This is a genomic window from Rhizobium sp. PDO1-076 (genome assembly GCF_000247475.1).
In the GTDB taxonomy this organism is placed as follows: Bacteria; Pseudomonadota; Alphaproteobacteria; order Rhizobiales; family Rhizobiaceae; genus Allorhizobium.
On sequence record NZ_AHZC01000130.1, the window covers coordinates 1 to 5365 of the forward strand.

Here is a 5365-nt window from a genome sequence, read left to right on the forward strand (position 1 = left end):
CCCTTCTCGGCATCAGCAAGCGGGGGAACCGCTATGTGCGCAAGCTCCTCGTACATGGAGCACGATCCTGCTTTCGGCACCTCGACCGAACACGAGATCGATTGGGGAGCTGGCTGGATGGCCTTCAGGCTCGGATGCACCCCAACAAAGCTGTTGTCGCACTTGCCGCAAAAATGGCCCGGATCGTCTGGGTCGTCCTGACCAGGCCTGGAGCACTCTACGAACGCAGAGACCCTGTCTTCACTTGAGGATCCAAGCTCGATTGCAAGGCTCGGGAATAGTGATGACGAAACAGTGGATCAACATGCCGTAAGCCCTGTGCAAAAAAAAGCGGGCTTTCGTGCCCGAACCATTTATTGGGAACGGAGTGTGCGGATCTCATCATGGCCTGGCTGCAACCGCAGTCCACTCGCGAGAGGCCGGATACATTTATGCAACTGGAATCGTCATTTGCGATGTCGCGAACCCTTGCACGGACGGGGCGGACCATACATTTTTTCAAATGCGATTCCCCTGGGGGGTAATTACCTCCTCAACAGGCTGCCAAACGTGTAAACGGCACACTTCAATCAACCGCTTGCCCAGCTGTCGTGGAGAGAATTCAGACAATCCAGGCATTGCTCGACCAGCTGCAGGTTCATCGCCGACTCCTCAATGCTTGCTACCAGGATAAGGCTGTTGTCAGCACTCATACCTGCGTTGATCGATAAACTAAAAATATGCGTCCCACCGAGACAGGGTCATAAATCTCTTCAAATCGTCAGTATCGGGATTGGTAGACATGCGCTTGAGGCTGATCAGTGCGCGCGAACCATCCGCAGACGGCGTGAAACACAAGATTCCGACACTCTCGATCTCGAAGGTGAAACTATCGTCGGCGGCCGGAACGATATGGTGGATCCGCATATTTCCGGCAAACTCCCCGATCACATTCAACGCCCCGCCTGAAAATCCCATACAGTTTCGCCTTCCTATTGTTCATACAGTCTACGACTTGCTAGCTTCAAAAGCCCTTTCTTCTATTTCTGTAAGATCGCTACAAACTGCGGTGAGGACGCTCAGTTGCATCAAGCGCGCCTGATGGGAAGGAAACGCATGATCTGGCATGTCCCTGTGCAGATCGAGCAGACCATTAAAAAAAACGACTCGCTCGCTGGACTTGGCGGCGGCATTGTCGAACGGTTTTAGGATCTTGCGGCCGGTCTCAACGCTCGCTTGATGCTCAGAGCAAAAGGTCAGCAGTTCTCCGACCAACGCAGCTGGTCCGCCGGCTTTGGCACCGTTGGAAAAATTGGGAAACAAACGCTCCATCTTGTCGAGAAAGCCGGTGGCCGATTCGTAAACCGTACGCATTGTTTTCAAGATGCCGAGTTGCTTAAGTAGCGCGCCAAGGAAAGTGCGGTCACTTGCATTGGATACCGCCTCTAGGTCGTCGCCGGCGGCCTTCAGGAAGACATCCACGGCCGCATGAAAGCTCAGGCGCTTATACAAGTCGGAAAGCGTGTAGAACAATTGTCCGAGGTTCATACCACTGAGCAGCATCTCGCGGTATCGATCACGCAACACCTCGGGTTGGAGACCAGCGGACGGAGCAACCTTGCTGGCATGGGATAACATCGCATAGTCAGCCCGAACATCGAGGGCGATCCCGCTCTCGTTAAAGGACTGCTCAACCTTATCGAGCAAGCCGATCAAAGCATCTGCGCCGGTATTGCTCTCAAAATGGATGCGGGCGCCCTGTAAAAGCATGTATTGATTTCTTTCGTCACTATCGGCGGCGGCCAATGTCTGTAATATCTCGTCAGTGGCGACCCGTTGGCCGTCTTCACCTTCCCTCTGCTGCCGAAGATCGATCAATAATTGTAGCCGATTGACAAGATCGCTGAGTTTATCCTCACTCGGCGCGTCGGGTAATTTATCATAATAATCGGCAATTCGTTTCAGGGCGTTCTTGTTAACAGCTGTCCCATGACGCTGTTTGACCGTCCCGAGTAAGCGCTTGTCGGCAAGTTTGCCGACGGAATTGCCAATCTCTTCTAGAATGTTTGTCAGGTCTGATTGCGTGCGAACAGTTGTCGCAGCATGCCCCTTGCGGGTGCCGCGCGATGGTTCAACCAATTCCAACCCAACAATGGGTAACACGCTCATAGGCGGAATCCGCTGCAATCTTACGTTAACGTCTTCCAATGTTTCGCCTCCGACTTGTGGATCGCTATCCGCTGGGGCGTTTAGAACAACTTAAGGCCGCAGGCCGCACACAGGCGACATAGAAAACGTTAATTGTCTTTTACCGCAACTTCTGTGCCAAACGGCACACCGGTCATTTCGTTGCGCCTATAGTCTAGGGTGGACAGAATGCTGAAGAAGGAGATGCTGGTTTGAGATCGCGAGGGAGAACGGATCTGAGTTACTACGCGGCAACACGCAGCCAGATTGAGGCCGTCGAGTCCAAATTGCGCGGTTTCCGTCGTGATGCGGCATGCCGAGACGTTGGGATAGTCCATGTATTCGCTGAAATCGAGCGCGTGTTGGTGAAATTGCTGGCGGTGTTGCCGCTGCAGGACTCCGATTGTTGCCGACTTGTCGTAAAAATTATCAGTGCTGATTCGTTGGAAACGTTAGCCGACAGGGTCACTGATCTCCAATTGCAAGTCGAACAAATGCATGCGCGTATGGCCGTGCGCTCCGTGTCGAGCTGCGTTGGGGCGGACGAAGTGAAAGAAGCTATTGTAAGTCGGTCGAGTGGCAGCGCGTTCGCGCAAGGTCGGGCGCGGCCTATCGTCGGCTCCGATCGTCATCGTTTGCATTTATAGACAGGAAAATCGCATGACAAGTGCTACGCAGACGTCGACAACAGCGCGTGTGTCATTTGGGGGGGTTGAATTTCCGAATCCGCCCGCAGGCGGCATAAATCCTACCCACCACATCCCAGGCTCGGCGAGTGGCGGCGGCACCGATGCAGATCTCGAAGCGCTGTATCGTCAGCTATATCCCTTTTTCGATGGATCCTCTGTCGACACGCGGCTGCAGTCGCCTGAAGATGCCAACGGGAACCCAATTGATCTGCAAACGATCGATGCGGCTCTTCTGACGAAGCAGTTTTTTGAGGGGCTTCATTCTGCGCACCAGCTTGAGCTTCTCAACCGCTTCAACGGAAGCCTCGTTCTGGGCACTGGCGCCGATAGAATTGATGTCGTGCTTGGTCAGGACCGGCGTGGTCGAAGTGGTCAGCCTGGGCAAGTCGTTTTGGTCTTGCAGAGGCTCACCAAGAACGACATTGCGCAATTGGCACCCGCTGATCAGGAGAGGATTCTCAACTATCTGAACAGTGTTTCGACTACCGGCCAGACTATACCGGCTGAGGTTAGGACCAATCTGGAACTCAGCTGGGGTGTTACCATCTATGGTAGTCTGGCCGAAGCAAGAGCAGCTGCGAATAATCTGATCGACCTCGCAATTGCAGCGATTAATGAACAAGCAAGTGCGCACAGCAGTATATTTACGGAACAGCTGCTGTTGATCAGAGAATTTGTCAACATAAGCGCCCTTATTTCGGAGGTAAATATCCGAACTCAGATCGAAAGCATTGCCGAGCGATTTAAACGCCTGGTTGTGTTCGAGGTGGCCGCATCCCAAGCATCTGTCAGCGATGCAGGGGATGGCGATGTCGTCGCCGGTCTTAGCAGTCTTGACAACAATTCGTCCATTCTTTCTGCCCTCACCACACTCGTGGAGCAGGAGCAGCGCGTCCTTGATACGAAGAAACAGCGGGCTGATGTGCCTAAAATCAGCAGCGCGTTGGATTTACCCAAGATGATTTCGGCATTGCAATTGACTTACGACCTTCAAAAGGCTGCTGAAGTTGCAATTTTGACGGTTGAATTGGAGCAGCAGAACGAGTTGCTTAAAGACTATGCGGTAATCCAGCGCATGATGAACGATGTTTTGAAAAGCTACTCCCCTGCCGCGGCAGTTGACGAAGGCGGCGAAGAGGGCGCCGTGGGCGAAGACGAAGAAGAACTCAGAGATGCTGCAGGCAGGGGAGAGAAAACAACGGTCAGACTAAAATCCGGAAGTACCGCCACACTCACTTCGAGCCATCTCACCGTTGAGGAACTTCGCGCGCTCGTCATGTTCGATACGAGCCTGTCGGGTACGGCCAAGAATCGCGCCCATCCGATCGAAGCTTTGCGCGGGGTCACGCGGCCTCTCGAAACAATTCTGGAAAAGACGACAGGTTCGGAAACATACAATCTGGACCAGAAGACCGAGTCGGACTGGAATATCTTTTCTTCGCAAATTTCTGACTCTGTCAGCTTGATCAACCAGCAAAGCCAGATCATGACAAACAATATTTCGGGTTTGAACCAGGAGCAAAACAGGCATTTCGATCTTGCAAGCAGCCTGCTGCAGCGATTGACTGAGACACTCCTGCGAATCGCTCAAACTTAATCGGTGCCAAAAATGCTATCCCGTCGTCTGGACTTCGGTATCGAAAGTATATCGCGCTGGCGTGTTGGAGATCAAGAACACTTGCCGGCTGAGGGCAAGAGCGCGCCGCGGTTTGAACCCAACGCGCGTGAACTCGAAAAAATCCTTCGGCGGCCAACTCTTGATGAACGTTTGACCAGCCTGCTGCAACCCATACGTATCGACCCTGATCTCCTGGAGCCGGGCATTCTGGCAGAAACCCGCCAGGAGACACGACTGTTGCTGGAGGCGGCAGCGGTTCAGGTTTCCGGCCAGGACCGTATTGCACTTGAAGCCGCTAGAACGCTGATCGCAGAGGAGATGACGCTCGATGAAGAAGTGCAGTCCGCTCTCGCGGCCCTTTTGAGAGGCTGACCGTGAAGCGAGTATTGGGACGGGAAAATCTCTCTGGCAGACAGCGGGACTATCTTATGCTAACTGCTTTTGTCTTGGCACGACATGGTTATCTGGCACGTGCGCTAATTTTAGTTGAAGCACTTCTTGCCTTGGGAGACGAGGGCCAGGGCGCGCGTTTCGCGCGCGCTCTGCTTCGGTTTTTGGCGAATGATTTTGTCGGTGCCTTGTCAGACCTTGATGGCCTAGAGGCCGATGCGGCCAAACATGTTCGCTCGGTCACGCCCACAGTCATTGATATACATCGCTATCTACGTGCCCGATGCTATTGTGAAACGGGCCACCGACAAGAGGGGGAAGCCATGGCGCGGACGACGTATGGCGTGACTCTGCCGAGTTCGGGTGTCTTGAAGTCGTGAACGGGATCGCCTTTGGGCCGCAGCTCGCGCCCACCATTCTTGAAGTCGCTAACCAATTCTTCTTCTGCTTATCGACAGAGATGGCGGTCTTGCCCGCTGCCTGGAACTACTAATGAGACCTG

Annotated in this window: 5 protein-coding genes and 1 pseudogene; 3 read left to right on the top strand and 3 right to left on the bottom strand. The window is 53.6% G+C overall.

What is annotated here, in order from left to right:
- On the top strand, positions 1 to 248 hold a 248-nt coding region (locus PDO_RS29005), incomplete at its 5' end, for a transposase (protein WP_037073219.1).
- Positions 249 to 711: 463 nt separating this feature from the next.
- Here the strand turns inward: PDO_RS29005 and PDO_RS09510 are convergent.
- Complete coding sequence (locus PDO_RS09510) at positions 712 to 957, bottom strand: hypothetical protein (protein WP_007600931.1); 246 nt, start codon at positions 955 to 957, stop codon at positions 712 to 714.
- 30 nt (positions 958 to 987) lie between these two features.
- Positions 988 to 2148, bottom strand: a complete 1161-nt coding sequence (locus tag PDO_RS09515) for a hypothetical protein (protein ID WP_007600933.1) — start codon at positions 2146 to 2148, stop codon at positions 988 to 990.
- Positions 2149 to 2826: 678 nt separating this feature from the next.
- On the opposite strand from PDO_RS09515, the gene PDO_RS09525 reads away from it, so the two are divergent.
- Positions 2827 to 4452, top strand: a complete 1626-nt coding sequence (locus PDO_RS09525; RefSeq protein ID WP_007600949.1) for a hypothetical protein — start codon at positions 2827 to 2829, stop codon at positions 4450 to 4452.
- Positions 4453 to 4464: 12 nt separating this feature from the next.
- Complete coding sequence (gene sctX, locus PDO_RS09530; RefSeq protein ID WP_007600951.1) at positions 4465 to 4845, top strand: type III secretion apparatus assembly protein SctX; 381 nt, start codon at positions 4465 to 4467, stop codon at positions 4843 to 4845.
- A gap of 337 nt (positions 4846 to 5182) precedes the next feature.
- Here the strand turns inward: sctX and PDO_RS27855 are convergent.
- Positions 5183 to 5343, bottom strand: a pseudogene (locus PDO_RS27855) (ISAzo13-like element transposase-related protein); the annotation flags it as partial.
- Positions 5344 to 5365: the final 22 nt, after the last annotated feature.

What these genes read in the sequence shown, in the direction of transcription:
- sctX (WP_007600951.1), top strand. Translation starts at nt 4,465, where the DNA reads ATGCTATCCCGTCGTCTGGACTTCGGTATCGAAAGTATATCGCGCTGG.
- PDO_RS09515 (WP_007600933.1), bottom strand. Translation starts at nt 2,148, where the DNA reads ATGAGCGTGTTACCCATTGTTGGGTTGGAATTGGTTGAACCATCGCGC.
- PDO_RS09510 (WP_007600931.1), bottom strand. Translation starts at nt 957, where the DNA reads ATGGGATTTTCAGGCGGGGCGTTGAATGTGATCGGGGAGTTTGCCGGA.
- PDO_RS09525 (WP_007600949.1), top strand. Translation starts at nt 2,827, where the DNA reads ATGACAAGTGCTACGCAGACGTCGACAACAGCGCGTGTGTCATTTGGG.